General features: G+C 68.0%; 15 protein-coding genes. 11 read left to right on the forward strand and 4 right to left on the reverse strand.

Annotation, left to right across the window (positions count from 1 at the left end; translation table 11 throughout):
* Positions 1–3 precede the first annotated feature (3 nt).
* Together NK1_RS05605 and NK1_RS05610 are read right to left on the reverse strand one after the other, a co-directional pair.
* Entirely contained in the window at positions 4–426 is a 423-nt protein-coding gene (locus tag NK1_RS05605) for a ribulose bisphosphate carboxylase small subunit (RefSeq protein WP_039782033.1), read from the reverse strand.
* Between the two features lie 32 nt (positions 427–458).
* A complete protein-coding gene (locus tag NK1_RS05610; RefSeq protein ID WP_063007474.1) occupies positions 459–1,901 on the reverse strand; it encodes a form I ribulose bisphosphate carboxylase large subunit in 1,443 nt (480 codons plus the stop codon).
* Between the two features lie 192 nt (positions 1,902–2,093).
* Between NK1_RS05610 and NK1_RS05615 the strand changes: the two genes are divergently transcribed.
* The 3 genes from NK1_RS05615 to NK1_RS05625 all read left to right on the forward strand — a co-directional run bounded on the left by NK1_RS05615 (position 2,094) and on the right by NK1_RS05625 (position 4,794).
* Entirely contained in the window at positions 2,094–3,050 is a 957-nt protein-coding gene (locus NK1_RS05615) for a LysR family transcriptional regulator (RefSeq protein WP_245660358.1), read from the forward strand.
* A 203-nt stretch (positions 3,051–3,253) separates the two neighbouring features.
* Positions 3,254–3,712, forward strand: coding sequence for a MarR family winged helix-turn-helix transcriptional regulator (locus tag NK1_RS05620; protein WP_063007475.1), 459 nt, complete (start codon positions 3,254–3,256; stop codon positions 3,710–3,712).
* 98 nt (positions 3,713–3,810) lie between these two features.
* Positions 3,811–4,794 (forward strand): aldo/keto reductase, encoded by a 984-nt coding sequence (locus NK1_RS05625; protein WP_063007476.1) that lies wholly within the window; start codon positions 3,811–3,813, stop codon positions 4,792–4,794.
* Between the two features lie 3 nt (positions 4,795–4,797).
* Here the strand turns inward: NK1_RS05625 and NK1_RS05630 are convergent, their stop codons facing one another.
* Both NK1_RS05630 and NK1_RS05635 read right to left on the reverse strand, forming a co-directional pair.
* On the reverse strand, positions 4,798–5,190 hold the full coding sequence (locus NK1_RS05630; RefSeq protein WP_063007477.1) for a PASTA domain-containing protein: 393 nt from the start codon (positions 5,188–5,190) through the stop codon (positions 4,798–4,800).
* 443 nt (positions 5,191–5,633) lie between these two features.
* Positions 5,634–6,062 carry a CBS domain-containing protein gene (locus NK1_RS05635; RefSeq protein WP_063007478.1) on the reverse strand — a complete coding sequence of 143 codons (429 nt, stop codon included), beginning with the start codon at positions 6,060–6,062 and terminating at the stop codon, positions 5,634–5,636.
* Positions 6,063–6,293: 231 nt separating this feature from the next.
* Here NK1_RS05635 and NK1_RS05640 point away from each other — a divergent pair, with 231 nt between their 5' ends.
* The 8 genes from NK1_RS05640 (at position 6,294) to NK1_RS05675 (ending at position 14,781) form a co-directional block, all read left to right on the forward strand.
* Entirely contained in the window at positions 6,294–6,701 is a 408-nt protein-coding gene (locus tag NK1_RS05640) for an Rv3143 family two-component system response regulator (RefSeq protein WP_157104089.1), read from the forward strand.
* 344 nt (positions 6,702–7,045) lie between these two features.
* Positions 7,046–7,426: an NADH-quinone oxidoreductase subunit A gene (locus NK1_RS05645; protein ID WP_036501258.1), complete on the forward strand. Its 381-nt coding sequence runs from the start codon at positions 7,046–7,048 to the stop codon at positions 7,424–7,426.
* Positions 7,427–7,529: 103 nt separating this feature from the next.
* Positions 7,530–8,084, forward strand: coding sequence for a NuoB/complex I 20 kDa subunit family protein (locus tag NK1_RS05650; RefSeq protein WP_036501257.1), 555 nt, complete (start codon positions 7,530–7,532; stop codon positions 8,082–8,084).
* A gap of 170 nt (positions 8,085–8,254) precedes the next feature.
* Entirely contained in the window at positions 8,255–8,881 is a 627-nt protein-coding gene (locus NK1_RS05655) for an NADH-quinone oxidoreductase subunit C (RefSeq protein WP_063007557.1), read from the forward strand.
* Positions 8,881–10,212 carry an NADH dehydrogenase (quinone) subunit D gene (nuoD, locus tag NK1_RS05660; protein ID WP_063007479.1) on the forward strand — a complete coding sequence of 444 codons (1,332 nt, stop codon included), beginning with the start codon at positions 8,881–8,883 and terminating at the stop codon, positions 10,210–10,212. Before NK1_RS05655 ends, nuoD begins: the two co-directional genes overlap by 1 nt.
* Entirely contained in the window at positions 10,209–10,970 is a 762-nt protein-coding gene (gene nuoE / locus NK1_RS05665) for an NADH-quinone oxidoreductase subunit NuoE (protein ID WP_063007480.1), read from the forward strand. Before nuoD ends, nuoE begins: the two co-directional genes overlap by 4 nt.
* A complete protein-coding gene (nuoF, locus tag NK1_RS05670; RefSeq protein WP_063007481.1) occupies positions 10,970–12,316 on the forward strand; it encodes an NADH-quinone oxidoreductase subunit NuoF in 1,347 nt (448 codons plus the stop codon). The genes nuoE and nuoF overlap by 1 nt, the downstream gene beginning before the upstream one ends.
* The gene (locus NK1_RS05675; protein ID WP_063007558.1) at positions 12,313–14,781 is read left to right on the forward strand and encodes an NADH-quinone oxidoreductase subunit G; all 2,469 of its coding nucleotides are present in this window, start codon (positions 12,313–12,315) and stop codon (positions 14,779–14,781) included. The genes nuoF and NK1_RS05675 overlap by 4 nt, the downstream gene beginning before the upstream one ends.
* Position 14,782 lies beyond the last annotated feature (1 nt).

Below are 14,782 nucleotides of genomic sequence, written 5' to 3' on the forward strand. Positions count from 1 at the left end.
GCGTCAGTCCCGGTAGCGCGCGCCCGCGGGCACATCGGTGGCGTAGGACCGCAGGCCGTAGTGCTGCCGTCGATCCTCGGTCTCGGTGCGCACCACCAGGAAGCCCGGTTCGTCGGCCGGGCGCTGGACCAGGAAACTCAGCGCGGTCGTCTGCCGGCCGTAGCTCGCGTCGTAGGCGTTGACGCGGATGTAGTGGTGCGGGAACGTCGAACGGCAGGCATTCACCTCGGCGAGCACGCCGTCGGGTTCGTCGAGGTCGAACAGCGGCAGCCCCCACATCTCCCAGTAGACGTTGCGTGGGTGTGGATCGTCGGTGTATTCGATCGAGACCGGCCAGTTGTTGAGCAGCGCGTAGCGGATCTGAGCGCCGATTTCGGTGTCGGACAGGTCGGGCAGATGGGAGAACGTCCCTTGCCGCAGATGCATTGCGTCTCCTTGTATGTCGTCGGGGCGGCCGGTCAGGCGGTGACCGTCGGTACGGCGTCGGGGGCGTCGGTGGAGGTGTAGTCGAAGGTGACATCACCCCAGGTCGCGAGCGCCACATCGAGTGCCGGGCAGATCCGCGCCGCGGCACGTAGCGCGTCGGGCCCCTCCTTCAGCAGATCGCGACCTTCATTGCGCGCCTTGACCATCGCCTCCAGCGCGACTCGATTGGCCTCGGCGCCCGCGGCGATACCCATCGGATGTCCGATGGTGCCGCCGCCGAACTGCAGGATCGCGTCGTCACCGAAGAGATCCAGCAGTTGATGCATCTGGCCCGCGTGGATTCCGCCGGATGCCACCGGCATCACTCCGGGCAGGCTCGCCCAGTCCTGGTCGAAGAAGATGCCGTTGCGCGGATTGGCGGGAATATGGTTGTCGCGCAACGTATCGTAGAAACCCTTGACGGTGTGCGGGTCGCCTTCGAGCTTGCCGATGACGGTGCCCGCGTGCAGGTGGTCGACACCGATGAGCCGGCACCACTTGGCCAGCACCCGGAAGCTGACGCCGTGGGTCTTCTGGCGGGTGAAGGTCGAATGCCCGGCCCGGTGCAGATGCAACAGCATGCCGTTGCGCCGCGCCCACTTCGACATCGACTGCATCGCCGTGTAGCCGACGGTGAGGTCCATCATCACGATCACGCTGCCGAGCGATTTCGCGAACTCCGCGCGCTCGTACATATCCTCCATCGTGGCGGCCGTGATATTGAGATAATGACCCTTCAATTCTCCCGTTTCGGCGGTCGCGCGATTCACGCCCTCCATGGCGAACAGATAGCGATCGCGCCATCGCATGAACGGTTGCGAGTTGATGTTCTCGTCGTCCTTGGTGAAATCCAGGCCGCCTTTACACGCCTCGTACACCACCCGCCCGTAGTTGCGCGCCGAGAGACCGAGTTTCGGCTTCACGGTCGCCCCCAGCAACGGCCGGCCGTACTTGTTCAGATACTCCCGTTCCATAACGATTCCGTGCGGTGGGCCCTGAAAGGTCTTGACATAGGCCACCGGAATACGCATGTCCTCGAGCCGCAACGCCTGCAGCGGTTTGAAACCGAAGACATTGCCGATCACCGAGGAGGTGAGATTGGTGATCGAACCCTCTTCGAAAAGGTCCAGGTCGTAGGCGATATAAGCGAAATACTCCCCAGGCCGCCCCGGCACCTCCTCGACCCGGTAGCACTTGGCACGGTAGCGGTCGTGCGCGGTCAGCCGGTCGGTCCACACGACAGTCCATGTGGCAGTGGAGGATTCGCCCGCCACCGCGGCGGCCGCCTCGATCGGGTCCACCCCCGGTTGCGGCGTCACCCGGAACACCGCCAGCACATCGGTATCGCAGGGTTGGTAATCCGCGTCGTAATAACCCATGGACGCATACGAGTGCACGCCCGGATCCCAGCGGTCACGAGTGGATTCGTCGGTCATCGGTCCTCCTGTATCTTGCGGGACACCCGCAACCGGTCGGCGTCGCGAGCCGCTGCGCGATTCTCGTCCGCCACACCTCCCGGGACGGTGCGGCGAGTGCGCAGATTCAGGATGCGGGCACCGCCCGGCGGGGACAATTCGATTGTTTCCGGTCTCGCTCAACCGAATCGTTGAGTTTGCTACCGTCTGTAGATGGGAACGGTGAGTGCGGTCCGAATGGAAACGTTTCTGGTTGTGGCCCGGCACAACAGCATTCGGCGCGCGGCTGCGCAACTGCACATCACCGAAGCGGCCGCGTCGGCGGCGGTGGCGCATATCGAAAAGCAGCTCGGCGCGAAATTGATCGCGAAATCCGGACGCGGTATCGCACTCACCGAGGCGGGCCGGGTCTATGCCGAATACTGCCGCAGCATCCTGGGTTTGATGAAAGAGGCGCACGCCGCGGTCCGCCGCGCCGAAACGGGCCGGTTGCGGATCGGAGTGGTGGCCACCGCCGGGGAATACGTCCTGCTGCGCCTGCTGGTGTCGTTCCGCGACCGCTATCCCGAGATCGAGCTGGGGCTCTCGATCCATCCGCGCGATCTGCTGTTCATCGAATTACAGCACCACGAAACCGATCTCGTGATCGCGGGCCGCCCCCCGCGCGACACCGGGCTGGTGGTGCGGGCGCGCCGGCCCAGCCGCCTGGTCGTCGTGGGAGCGCCGGGACGGTCCCACGATCCACGCACCACCACCTGGTTGTTGCGCGGCCCCGGTTCGGGCACCCGCGACACCACGCTGGCACTGCTGGACCGGCTGCAGATCCGCCCGCCCGCGCTCACCCTCGGCACCCACGGCGCCGTCCTCGCCGCCGCCCGAGAGGGGCTGGGCATCACGCTGATCCACAGCGACGCGGTGGAAGCCGATGTGGCACAGGGCAATCTGGTCGTCGTCCCGGTCGAGGGCACGCCGCTGGACCGGCCGTGGCATGCGGTGACGACCGGCACACCGACGCCGGCCGCGCGCCTGTTCGTCGCGCATATGGTCGACCCGGCGCGGGTGGGCGATCGAGCCTTCCGTCCGGTGACCGACCATCCCACCGGACCGGTACCGACGATCTCCGCGGCGTCGAAGCCCGATTCGCCCACACGGCGCACCGGCACGGCCTAGGTGTGTTTCGGCGGTATGCCCATCCCCGCCACACCGGCCAGGTTCCCGACCGTGGTCGAGGGCGCTGCTGTCGATCTCCACGCGGCGCCGATGAGCAGGCCGAACGCTTCCTCATCGGACGGGAGGGCATACTTACTGAATCGGATATCGCCGACGGTGCGGCTGCCGACGGTCCCAGCACACGCGTAGGAGCGACAACCCCCATGATCCAGCAGGAGCGCGCACGCAGCGCGGAGGAGCTTGCCGAGGCGGCGGATCTGTACTTCGCGCTCGGCCGGATCACTCGCCTGCTGCGGCGCTCCGGTGACCTGGGTTCATTGAGTCCCGGTTCGGCGGCCGCGCTGGGCACCCTGGTCCGCAGCGGCCCGATGCGCCTGGGTGATCTGGCCGCCGCCGAACACGTCACCGCCCCCACGATGTCGCGCATCGTATCGGGCCTGGAGAAGTACGGATATCTCGAACGCACCGCCGACCCGGCCGACGGCAGGGCTCAGTTGCTGACCGCCACCGAACAGGCGAAATCTCTGGTCAACGGCCTCACGTCCGCCCGTATCCAGCGCTTCGCCGCCGCCCTCGACGATATCGATGCGCAGCAGCGGCGCACCCTGGGCGACGCACTGGCCGTGCTGGTCGCCCGGCTCGACGACGACGGTTCCCGCTGACGGGTTGACTTGGAGCGCACTCCAAGTCGTAGCGTCGGCGCCGTGAGTCGGTAGCGACTCACCATTCGAACCGATGGCACCTCAGGAGGACCGCTCGCATGATCGCGACCAGGAAACTCGGCGAATTGACCGTCGGCGCACAGGGACTCGGCTGCATGGGAATGAGCCAGGCCTACGGTGTGCGCGACAACGACGCGGAGTCGATCGCCACCATCCACCGCGCCCTCGAGCTCGGGGTGACCCTGCTCGACACCGCGAACGTCTACGGCGCCGGCGACAACGAGGAGCTGGTGGGCCGGGCCATCGCCGATCGGCGCGACCAGGTGATCCTCGCGACCAAATTCGGCATCGTGTGGGGCGAGGACGGCAGTATGGGCGCCCGGGGCGACGCGGCCTACGTCGCGCAGTCCTGCGACGAATCGCTGAAGCGGCTCGGCGTCGACCATATCGACTTCTACTACCAGCACCGCGTCGACCCGAACGTTCCGGTCGAGGAGACCTGGGGCGCGCTGTCGGAGCTGGTCACCGCGGGTAAGGTCCGCTACCTCGGCATCTCCGAGGCCTCGGCCGAGACCATCCGGCGCGCGCATGCCGTGCATCCGGTGACCGCGCTGCAGAGCGAATGGTCGCTGTGGACGCGCGGTATCGAAGAGGAAGTCCTGCCCACCTGCCGCGAACTCGGCATCGGTATCGTGCCGTTCTCCCCGCTGGGCCGCGGCTTCCTCACCGGCTCGATCACCTCGACCGCCGATCTGCCCGCCGACGACCTGCGCCGCGCGCTGCCCCGTTTCGCCGACGACAACATCGACCGCAATCTCGCCGTCGTCGCCGAGTTGCGCGCGATGGCGGAGGAAAAGGGCGTGACCGCAGGGCAATTGGCGCTGGCCTGGGTCCAGTCGCGCGGTGACGACGTGGTCCCGATCCCGGGCACCAAGCGCCGCGCGTACCTCGAGCAGAATGTGGCGGCCACCGAGATCGAGCTCAGCGCCGAGGATCTTGCCCGGATCGAGGCCGCCGCCCCGGCCGAGGCCTTCGCGGGGGCGCGCTACCCGGAGCACCTGGGCCGCGCCGCCGGCAAGTAGCGATCAGTGCGGGACGTCGACCGTCAGCGTGACCGCAGTGTCCGCGGCGACCGGCGTCCCCGCCGCCGGCTGCTGAGCGGTGACCGTCCAGGGTGTCGTCGCGGCGCCCGGATCGTGCATCACGTCGCGACCGTCCGCGGTGGCGATACCGGTGATGTCGAAGCACAGCGCCGCACCGACCACGGTCTGTCCCAGTGGTTTCCCGCGGAAGTCGGGTAGCGGGCGGGGCCAGGGCTGCGCGCCACAGTCCTGCCCGCCCGCCGGGGCGATCGAACTCGATTGCGCCGCAGCCGATGTCGTGGTCGTGGTCGCCGCGTGGTCGTCGGAGGATCCGCCGCAGGCTCCGAGGGTGCAGGCGAGGGCGAGCAGGGATGCGGCGAATGCGATGCGGCGCATTGTTTTCCTTCGGATCGAGCGGCGTTTCCGGCGCCGCCGACCAGCGATCCGGCGCGCGTGCCACGCACCCTAATACGCGATCGGTCGCCGATCGAATCGGCTGGATTCACGACTCGGAATGCGACGTGGTCGGCGGCCGTTCGGAACGCTCCACAGCGCGGACGCCGGGCAGTGAGTTCCGAGGGACAGCGCACGTCTCGAACCCCACCCGATACACCCGATTCCGGCATCGGCGACCTCGTGGTTCCGAACGAACCGCCCGAGGGAATTCTGCTCCGAAAATGCCTCGTACCCACCACTTTCGCGGTTACGAACCGGTGAATATCCAATCACCGTGCGGCAATGGTGGATTCGGCACTGTTCCGCCGTCTTGAATTCGGCACCGCTCGTGCCCGGGTCCCCCCGGACCCGGGCACGGTCATGTCACGGCTCGTCCCGCAGGCTCAGCCCTGCAGATAGTGCTCGAGGTGTTCGCGCTCGTCCTGCAATTCCGAGATCGCGCTCTTGACCACATCGCCGATACTCACGATGCCGACCATTCGCCCGCGATCGACGACCGGCAGATGCCGGATCCGGTGTTCGGTCATCGTCGCGCGCAAACTCTCCACCCGATCCTCCGGGGAGCAGGTGTGCACGATTGCGGTCATGATGTCGGACACCGGCCGGGTCAGCAGCTGTGCGCCCTGCCTGTGCAGGCAGCGGACCACATCCCGCTCCGACACGATCCCGTCCAGTGCGCCGCCCGCACCGCACACCACCACCGCGCCGACGTTGTGTTCGGCCAGCACCGCCAGCAATCGGCCGACCGTCGCCTCCGGCGCGATCGTCACCACATCGGCCCCTTTGTTGCGCAAAACCTCCGAAATTCGCATCGTCCACCGCCCTGTCGAGCCTGTCGTCGTTTCGCCCTGCCGGGACAGTTCTGCCGCCGAACTGCCGCCGCTTATAAGGATCGCGCGTTTTCTCCGCGGTGACCAGCAACGATTCCGATCGGCACGATCAACCTCGCGGTGAAGTCGCCGGGCGGGCGCCACGCCCGGCGCGGGGACCGCTGCCGCCGAAGCTGCCACCGCACCCGGCCGGATGGACGTAGCATCCGAAAGGTGGCCGATGCGAACCGTCCCGCGCTGCGGGTTCTCGTATACAGCAGCGATGCCGACACCCGCCGCCAGGTGATGCTGGCGCTGGGTAAGCATCCGCATCCCGACCTGCCGCCGTTCGACTACCGCGAGACCGCCACCGCGCCGGTGGTGATCGAGCAGCTCGACGCCGGTGGGATCGACCTGGCCATTCTCGACGGTGAGGCCACGCCGACCGGTGGGATGGGGCTGGCCAAGCAGCTCAAGGACGAGATCGCCGACTGCCCACCCATCGTGGTGCTGACCGGCCGGGCCGACGATGCCTGGCTCGCCGCCTGGTCCCGGGCCGAGGCCGCGGCCGCCCATCCCCTGGATCCGTTTCAGCTCACCTCGGCGGTCACCACTGCCCTGAACGCTCGCCCCGCCGCCTGATCAGTGCTTTTCCCGGTCGGCCGCCATCTCGTCGGCCGGCCGTTTCCGCGTGCTCGGGCAGGCGCGGCGCGCCCGGCCACGGGGAGGCCATTGCGTTGTTTCGGTCATAAGTGACAGTTCCGAATTCGATCAAACACCGGGGCGGAACCGCGAGTATTCAGAAAGAGCGGTTGTAGGCTGTGCTGTAGCTCACACGAGCGTGGCTGTTGATATGAATGGCGCCCTGCCTGCCCTGTCGTTCCGCGCTCGCGCTCGAGCTGCGCTTCGGGGTGAGACTGGCCCGGCAGACGACGACGTCAGCCCCGCCTCGGCAGTTGCCGGCGAGGGAGAGGGGTTGTGTCGTTGTGAATACCCAGGTGCCGACTCTCGTACTCGGTGCGATCGCTGCCGCGTTCGCGCTGGGATCGGTGTTGCTGGCGGCCGTGATCGGGCCCAAACGCTACAACCGCGCCAAACTCGAAGCCTACGAATGCGGTATCGAACCCACCCCGCACGCCATTGCCGGCGGGCCGGGAAATGCTGCGGGACAACGTTTTCCGGTGAAGTACTACCTCACCGCGATGCTGTTCATCATCTTCGACATCGAGATCGTATTCCTCTATCCGTGGGCGGTGCACTTCGATGCCCTCGGCGTCTTCGGGTTGGCGGCCATGGCGCTGTTCATCTTCAACGTCTCGGTTGCCTACGCCTACGAGTGGAGGCGCGGCGGCCTGAGCTGGGACTGAACGCGGGCGGGCCGATCGGCCCGTCGGCACCGCATACCCAACCCGTCGTCCCGGCGTCCGCCGGGACCGAGGATTCGCACACGGAAGTGAGAGTTGATCCGAGATGGGGCTCGAGGAGAAATTGCCCAGCGGCTTCCTGCTGAGCACGGTCGAACAGTTCGCCGGATACATGCGTAAGGGCTCGCTGTGGCCCGCGACGTTCGGGCTGGCCTGCTGCGCGATCGAGATGATGGCCACGGGGGCCGGTCGCTTCGACAGCGCCCGCTTCGGGATGGAGGTCTTCCGCGCCTCCCCCCGGCAGGCGGATCTGATGATCGTCGCCGGCCGCGTCAGCCAGAAGATGGCGCCCGTGCTGCGGCAGGTCTACGACCAGATGACCGAACCCAAATGGGTGCTGGCGATGGGGGTGTGCGCCTCCTCCGGCGGGATGTTCAACAACTACGCCATCGTGCAGGGCGTCGACCATGTCGTGCCAGTGGACATCTACCTGCCCGGCTGTCCGCCGCGCCCGGAGATGCTGTTGCACGCGATCTTGAAACTGCACGAGAAGATCCAGGAGATGCCGCTGGGTGTCGACCGCGCCGAGGCTGTGCGCGCGGCCGAGGCCGCCGCACTCGCCTCCACGCCCACGATCCGGATGGAGGGGCTGCTGCGATGAGCCTGGACGCACCGCGCAGCGCCGGCGATCCGCCCGACAGCCCCGCGGATATCGAATCCTCCTCCGGCACAGGCGCACCCGGCCCGGCCGGTGAACCGGCGATCGAACCCGAATCGCGTGGTCCCTCCCCCGACCGGCCCGACGACGAGGTCATCGGCGTGCGCCGCGGCATGTTCGGCGTCCGGGGCACCGGCGACACCTCCGGATACGGGCGGCTGGTGCGGACCGTCACGCTGCCCGGGAGCACCCCCGCGCCCTACGGCTCCTATTTCGACGAGGTGGTCGCCGCGCTGGCGGAGTCGGTGGGAGACGAGGTGTTTCGCACCGCGATCGAGAAGATCGTGGTCTTCGCCGGAGAACTGACCCTGCACGTGCGGCGCGAACGGGTCGTCGAGGTGGCGCGTGCGCTGCGCGACGACGCGGCGTTGCGCTTCGAACTGTGCCTCGGCGTGAACGGCGTGCACTACCCCGACGACACGGGCCGCGAACTGCACGCCGCCTATCACCTGCTGTCGATCACACACAACCGCCGGGTGCGGATCGAGGTGTCGGTACCGGATGCGGATCCGCATATGCCCTCGCTGTTCTCGGTGTATCCGACCACCGACTGGCACGAGCGCGAAACCTACGACTTCTTCGGCATCGTCTTCGACGGGCACCCGTCGCTGACCCGGATCATGATGCCCGACGACTGGCGTGGACATCCGCAACGCAAGGACTACCCGCTCGGCGGGATCCCGGTCGAATACAAGGGCGCGCGTATTCCGCCCCCGGACCAGCGGAGGACCTACAGCTGATGAATCACACCGACATCACCGGCGCCGCAACGGATCCGGTGGCCGAACGCCCGGCGGTCACGGTCGTCGGACAGGACTGGGACGATGTGCGCGAAGCGCTCGACGGTGCCGCGGAGGAGCGGATCGTCGTCAATATGGGACCGCAGCATCCCTCCACCCATGGCGTGCTGCGGCTGATCCTCGAGATCGAGGGCGAGACGGTCACCGAGGCGCGCTGCGGAATCGGCTACCTGCACACCGGCATCGAGAAGAATCTCGAATTCCGCAACTGGGTGCAGGGCGTCACGTTCGTGACCCGGATGGACTATCTGTCTCCGCTGTTCAACGAGACCGCCTACTGCCTGGCCGTGGAGAAGCTGCTCGGTATCACCGGCGATATTCCCGAACGAGTGAACATCGTTCGCGTCATGCTGATGGAGCTCAACCGCATCTCCTCCCATCTGGTCGCACTGGCCACCGGCGGTATGGAACTCGGCGCGCTGACACCGATGCTGTTCGGCTTCCGCGAACGCGAACTGATCCTCGACATCTTCGAAAACGTCACCGGACTGCGGATGAACCACGCCTACATCCGCCCCGGCGGCCTGGCGCAGGATCTGCCGTCCGACGCCGTGGGCAAGATCCGAGATCTGCTGGCGCTCATGCCGAAACGGCTGCGCGATATGGAGTTGCTGCTCAACGAGAACCCGATCTTCAAGGCCCGCACCCGCGGCATCGGCTATCTCGACCTGGCCGCGTGTATGGCATTGGGAGTGACCGGACCGGTCCTGCGCTCCACCGGTCTGCCGCACGATCTGCGCAAGTCGCAGCCGTACTGCGGCTACGAGGACTACGAGTTCGACGTCATGACCGATACCGGATGCGACTGTTACGGCCGCTACCTGATCCGCATCAAGGAGATGAAGGAGTCGCTGAAGATCGTCGAGCAGTGCCTCGACAAGCTTCGCCCCGGGCCGGTCATGGTGTCGGACAAGAAGATCGCGTGGCCGGCGGATCTGACCCTCGGGCCCGACGGACTCGGCAATTCCGCCGAACATATCGGCACCATCATGGGCACCTCGATGGAGGCGCTGATCCACCACTTCAAACTCGTCACCGAGGGCATGCGGGTGCCGCCCGGCCAGGTGTACGCCTCGGTGGAGTCTCCGCGCGGCGAACTGGGTGTCCATATGGTCTCCGACGGCGGAACCCGGCCCTACCGTGTGCATTTCCGCGATCCCTCGTTCACGAATCTGCAGGCCGTGGCGGCGATGTGCGAGGGCGGCATGGTCGCCGACGTGATCGCCTCCGTGGCCAGCATCGACCCGGTGATGGGTGGTGTCGACCGATGACAGCCGAACCGATTCCCGCGACCGCGACCGGTCGCGACCCGATCCTGCTGCAGTTGTCGCAGCGCCCTGTCCCCTACCCGCCGCAGGTGCAGGAGAATCTGCGAGCGGAGGCCCGCGAGATCATCGACCGCTATCCGCAGTCGCGCTCGGCGTTGCTGCCGTTGCTGCATCTGGTGCAGAGCGTCGAGGGCTATGTCAGCGGCACCGGGATCGCCTTCTGCGCCGAAGAACTCGGGCTCACCGACGCCGAGGTGACCGCGGTCGCCACCTTCTACTCGATGTATCGGCGCACGCCGACCGGCGACTATCACGTCGGAGTGTGCACCAATACGCTGTGCGCGGTCATGGGCGGCGACGAGATCCTGGCCGCACTCGCCCGGCATCTGGAGATCGCCCCCGGCGAAACGACTGCGGACGGATCGATCACGCTCGAGCATCTCGAGTGCAACGCCGCCTGCGATTATGCCCCGGTGGTGATGGTGAACTGGGAATTCTTCGACAACCAGACCCCGGAGTCGGCCCGCGCGCTCGCCGACGCGCTGCGGTCCGGACGCGAGGTCACCGGCACGCGCAGCGGCGCGCCCCTGTGCAGCTTCCGCGACACCGCCCGCATTCTCGCCGGATTCCCGGACCGGCGGCCCGACGCCAACGACGGCGCCCCCGGAGAACCCACACTCGCCGGACTGCGCGTGGCGACCCAGCCATCGACACCTGCTGCGCCGCAGCATGATTCGGAGACCGAACAGGGGGAACGGTGATGACGCTGGCGCCCGTACTCACCCGCTACTGGGATCAGCCGCGGTCGTGGACCCTCGACACCTACCGGGCACACGACGGTTATCGCGGCCTGTCCCGTGCGCTGGGCATGCATCCCGACGAGGTCATCGCCACGGTGAAGGACGCCGGACTGCGCGGCCGTGGCGGCGCCGGATTCCCCACCGGCATGAAATGGGGTTTCATCCCGCAGGATCCCGAAGGGTCGCCGGCAGCGGGTAAGCCGCACTACCTGGTCGTCAACGCCGACGAATCCGAACCCGGCACCTGCAAGGACATCCCGTTGATGCTGGCGACCCCGCATGTGCTGGTCGAGGGCGCCATCATCGCCGCCTATGCCATCCGCGCCGCCCATGCGTTCATCTATCTGCGCGGCGAAGTCGTGCCGGTGCTGCGCCGGCTCCAGAGCGCGGTCGAAGAGGCTTATGCCGCAGGCTATCTGGGCCGCGATATTCTCGGCTCCGGCTTCGATCTCGAGCTGATCGTGCACGCCGGGGCCGGCGCCTACATCTGCGGTGAGGAAACCGCCCTGCTGGATTCGCTCGAGGGCCGGCGCGGCCAGCCTCGCCTGCGCCCGCCCTTCCCCGCCGTCGCGGGCCTGTACGCGTGCCCGACCGTGGTCAACAACGTGGAATCGATCGCGAGCGTGCCAGCCATCATGACCAACGGCGTCGAATGGTTTCGTTCGATGGGTTCGGAGAAATCGCCCGGTTTCACGCTGTATTCGCTGTCCGGGCACGTCACGCGACCGGGTCAGTACGAGGCGCCCCTCGGTGTGACCCTGCGCGAACTTCTCGGGCACGCCGGCGGTGTGCGCGCCGGGCACAGCCTGAAGTTCTGGACCCCCGGCGGGTCCTCCACTCCGCTGTTCACCGCCGAACACCTCGATGTGCCCCTCGACTACGAGAACGTGGGCGCGGCCGGGTCCATGCTGGGCACCAAGGCATTACAGATCTTCGACGACACCACCTGCGTGGTGCGCGCGGTGCTGCGCTGGACCGAGTTCTACGCCCACGAATCCTGCGGAAAATGCACACCCTGCCGGGAAGGCACCTACTGGCTGGTGCAGCTGCTGCAGCGACTCGAGTCCGGCGGCGGAACCGAGGCCGATCTGGACACCCTGCTCGATATCGCCGACAACATCAACGGTAAATCGTTCTGTGCCCTCGGCGACGGTGCGGCGAGCCCGATCGTGTCCTCCCTCAAATATTTTCGCGACGAATACACCGAACACATCCGGCTGGGCCGGTGCCCGTTCGATCCCGCTCGCTCGACCGCCTGGGCCGCCACGGCCGGCACCGCGGCGACGCCTGCCGAAGGAGTGCGATGACCGCGACAGTCCGCCACGACAGCAGTGGCGTCATCCCCCAGGATCTGGTCACCGTCACCATCGACGGCACGACGATCGCCGTGCCCGCCGGAACGTTGCTGATCCGCGCCGCCGAACTCGTGGGAATCCAGATCCCCCGGTTCTGCGACCATCCGCTGCTCGATCCGGTCGGAGCGTGCCGGCAGTGCCTGGTCGAGGTGGAGGGGCAACGCAAACCGGTCGCCTCCTGCACGATGGCCGTCACCGACGGGATGGTCGCCCACACCCAGATCAGCTCGCCGGCCGCGCAGAAGGCCCAAACCGGGGTCATGGAACTGCTGCTGATCAACCATCCGCTGGATTGCCCGGTGTGCGACAAGGGCGGGGAATGCCCGCTGCAGAACCAGGCGATATCCAGCGGGCGGCCCGAATCGCGCTTCGAGGGGGTGAAACGCACCTATCCCAAACCGATTCCGCTCTCGCCCGCGGTGCTGCTGGATCGGGAGCGGTGTGTCCTGTGCGCCCGCTGCACCCGGTTCTCGCAACAGATCGCCGGTGATCCGTTCATCGAACTGATGGACCGCGGCGCACTGCAGCAGGTCGGGATCGCCGCCGGGGAGCCGATGGACTCCTACTTCTCCGGCAACACCGTCCAGATCTGCCCGGTCGGCGCCCTCACCGGCACCACCTACCGCTTCCGCGCGCGCCCCTTCGACCTGGTGTCGAGCCCGGCGGTATGCGAACACTGCGCCGCCGGATGCGCCCAGCGCACCGACCACCGCCGCGGAAAAGTGCTGCGCCGCTTGGCCGGTGACGATCCGCAGGTCAACGAGGAATGGAATTGTGACAAGGGGCGCTGGGCCTTCACCTACGCGACCGAACCCGACCGGATCACCACTCCGCTGATCCGCGACGACAGCGGCGCACTCGTGCCGGCCTCGTGGTCGGAGGCGCTCGCGCGCGCCGGTGCGGGCCTGGCCGCCGCCCGCGGGCACGCCGGAGTGCTGGTGGGCGGTCGCGCCACCGTCGAGGACGCCTACGCGTACGCCAAATTCGCGCGTATCGCGCTGGGCACCAACGACATCGACTTCCGCGCCCGCGCCCATTCCGCGGAGGAGGCCGCATTCCTGGCAGCGGCCGTCGCCGGACAGGGGGTGCGGGTGGACTACGGCGCGCTGGATTCGGCGCCGGTCGTCCTGCTCGCCGGCCTAGAACCCGAAGAGGAATGCCCCATCCTGCATCTGCGGCTGCGCAAGGCCGCCCGCACCTCCGCGACCGCGATCTATTCGCTGGCCGCCTATGCGAGCCGGGGGCTGAACCGGATTTCGGGCCGGTTGATTCCCACCGTGCCCGGCGACGAAGCGCGGCTGCTGCAGGCGCTGGCGGTCGCGGGCGCCGGATACGAATGCCCGCCCGATCCGCCGGGACTCGACGAACTCGCCCGCGCGCTGCGCCGGCGCGGTGCGGTGATCCTGGCCGGTGAGCGGCTGGCCGCGCTACCCGGCGCGCTGTCGGCGGTGGCCTCGCTGGCCGAGACCACCGGCGCCGCACTCGCCTGGGTGCCGCGCCGCGCCGGCGAACGTGGCGCGCTCGAGGCGGGTGCGCTGCCGGATTTGCTGCCGGGCGGACGTCCGGTCGCCAATGCCCGTGCGCGCCAACAGGTTCAGCGAATCTGGCAGGTCGACGAACTGCCGACCGCCCCGGGACGCGATACCGCCACGATTCTCGACGCCGGCCGCCACCCGGGCGCGCTGCTGGTCGGCGGTGTGGAGATCGCCGATCTGCCCGACCCTCGCGCCGCCCGCGCCGCCGTCGAGGCCGCCGCCTTCGTGGTCAGTCTGGAGTTGCGCCACAGCGAGGTCACCGAGCGCGCCGATGTGGTGTTCCCCGTCGCCGCGGCCATGGAGAAGGCGGGAACGTACCTCACCTGGGAGGGCAGGCCGCGGCCGTTCGGCGCCGCTCTCGGCGATGCGACCGTGCGGCGGCAGGCGGCGCCGCTGGCCGATCATCGCGTGCTGCATTCGCTGGCCGACGAGATGGGGGTCCGGTTGGGCTTGCCGACGGTCGACGCGGCCCGCGCGGAACTGGACGCCCTGGGCGTCTGGGACGGGCCCCGGCCGCAGCCGCCGGCGTATCCGTCGGCCGCGCTCCCGGAGACCGAAACCGGCACCGCCGTCCTCGCCGGTTGGCGCATGCTGCTCGACAACGGACGCATGCAGGACGGCGAACCGAATCTCGCCGGCACCGCCCGCCGGCCGGTCCTGCGGCTGTCGCCGGCCACCGCGGCCGAAATCGGCGCGGCCACCGGCGATTCGGTGCGGATCAGCACCGGACACGGCCGCATCGTGCTGCCGCTCGACATCACCGAGATGCCCGATCGTGTCGCCTGGCTGCCGTGGAATTCGGCGGAATCGACGGTCAACGACCGGCTCACCACCGCCCTCGGTCACCGCGTGCGCATCCAACGGGAGGAACCCCATGAGTGAG

Source organism: Nocardia kruczakiae NBRC 101016, from assembly GCF_001612965.1.
Taxonomy (GTDB): Bacteria; Actinomycetota; Actinomycetes; order Mycobacteriales; family Mycobacteriaceae; genus Nocardia; species Nocardia kruczakiae.

Coding starts and splice junctions, on each gene's coding strand:
- NK1_RS05605 (WP_039782033.1), bottom strand. CDS start 426: ATGCATCTGCGGCAAGGGACGTTCTCCCATCTGCCCGACCTGTCCGAC.
- NK1_RS05610 (WP_063007474.1), bottom strand. CDS start 1,901: ATGACCGACGAATCCACTCGTGACCGCTGGGATCCGGGCGTGCACTCG.
- NK1_RS05615 (WP_245660358.1), top strand. CDS start 2,094: ATGGGAACGGTGAGTGCGGTCCGAATGGAAACGTTTCTGGTTGTGGCC.
- NK1_RS05620 (WP_063007475.1), top strand. CDS start 3,254: ATGATCCAGCAGGAGCGCGCACGCAGCGCGGAGGAGCTTGCCGAGGCG.
- NK1_RS05625 (WP_063007476.1), top strand. CDS start 3,811: ATGATCGCGACCAGGAAACTCGGCGAATTGACCGTCGGCGCACAGGGA.
- NK1_RS05630 (WP_063007477.1), bottom strand. CDS start 5,190: ATGCGCCGCATCGCATTCGCCGCATCCCTGCTCGCCCTCGCCTGCACC.
- NK1_RS05635 (WP_063007478.1), bottom strand. CDS start 6,062: ATGCGAATTTCGGAGGTTTTGCGCAACAAAGGGGCCGATGTGGTGACG.
- NK1_RS05650 (WP_036501257.1), top strand. CDS start 7,530: ATGGGGCTCGAGGAGAAATTGCCCAGCGGCTTCCTGCTGAGCACGGTC.
- NK1_RS05655 (WP_063007557.1), top strand. CDS start 8,255: ATGTTCGGCGTCCGGGGCACCGGCGACACCTCCGGATACGGGCGGCTG.
- nuoD (WP_063007479.1), top strand. CDS start 8,881: ATGAATCACACCGACATCACCGGCGCCGCAACGGATCCGGTGGCCGAA.
- nuoE (WP_063007480.1), top strand. CDS start 10,209: ATGACAGCCGAACCGATTCCCGCGACCGCGACCGGTCGCGACCCGATC.
- nuoF (WP_063007481.1), top strand. CDS start 10,970: ATGACGCTGGCGCCCGTACTCACCCGCTACTGGGATCAGCCGCGGTCG.
- NK1_RS05675 (WP_063007558.1), top strand. CDS start 12,313: ATGACCGCGACAGTCCGCCACGACAGCAGTGGCGTCATCCCCCAGGAT.